General features: G+C 43.6%; 1 protein-coding gene and 1 pseudogene. Both read right to left on the minus strand.

What is annotated here, in order from left to right; genetic code table 11:
* Positions 1-102: pseudogene (locus BVJ53_RS14795) on the minus strand (major tail protein); the annotation flags it as partial.
* A 33-nt stretch (positions 103-135) separates the two neighbouring features.
* Entirely contained in the window at positions 136-522 is a 387-nt protein-coding gene (locus BVJ53_RS14800; protein WP_049173128.1) for a hypothetical protein, read from the minus strand.
* Between the last annotated feature and the right edge of the window lie 8 nt (positions 523-530).

Raw genomic sequence — 530 nt, forward strand, 5'->3', positions numbered from 1 at the left:
GTGCTTGGTACAAAGTCCGTCATCACCGACAACCCCGTATTCGAAGGCCGAAGCCCCAAATTTTGCTAACTTCTTATTAGTTGTAACAGCAGTATCTGCCATATTAAAAATCCTCCTTTAGGAAAATAAAAAGGGCTAGCCAATCGGCAGTCCTTGAAACTGAAAGTATCCTGTTGTCATGCGAAGGGCTGGGGTATCGCCATCAACGTAGGAGTTGCGATAATACCTTTCCCAGCCAGCCGCATGTAGTGCTTGATATATCTGTGTTTCTATTTTTTCTTCTTGATCCCAGTCAGTGTTGTCCACCCAAAAATCTACTTGCACTTTCGGATACTCTAATATCCTAGAATCGTCAGCATAATCAGCAGCATCACCGGGCAAAGAAGTGATTCTCACCCATGGAGCTAGACTTTCAGGAGTTACGCTTGTCTGGTTATTGAAGTCTGGGGTACCTATATATACCTTGTCAGCAATATCCAAATTGGCTGACAGGATGTCATAAACAAGTTTTTCAGGTGCCATTACATCCC

This window comes from Lacticaseibacillus chiayiensis, assembly GCF_004123795.1.
Lineage (GTDB): Bacteria > Bacillota > Bacilli > Lactobacillales > Lactobacillaceae > Lacticaseibacillus > Lacticaseibacillus chiayiensis.

What these genes read in the sequence shown, in the direction of transcription:
- BVJ53_RS14800 (WP_049173128.1), bottom strand. Translation starts at nt 522, where the DNA reads ATGGCACCTGAAAAACTTGTTTATGACATCCTGTCAGCCAATTTGGAT.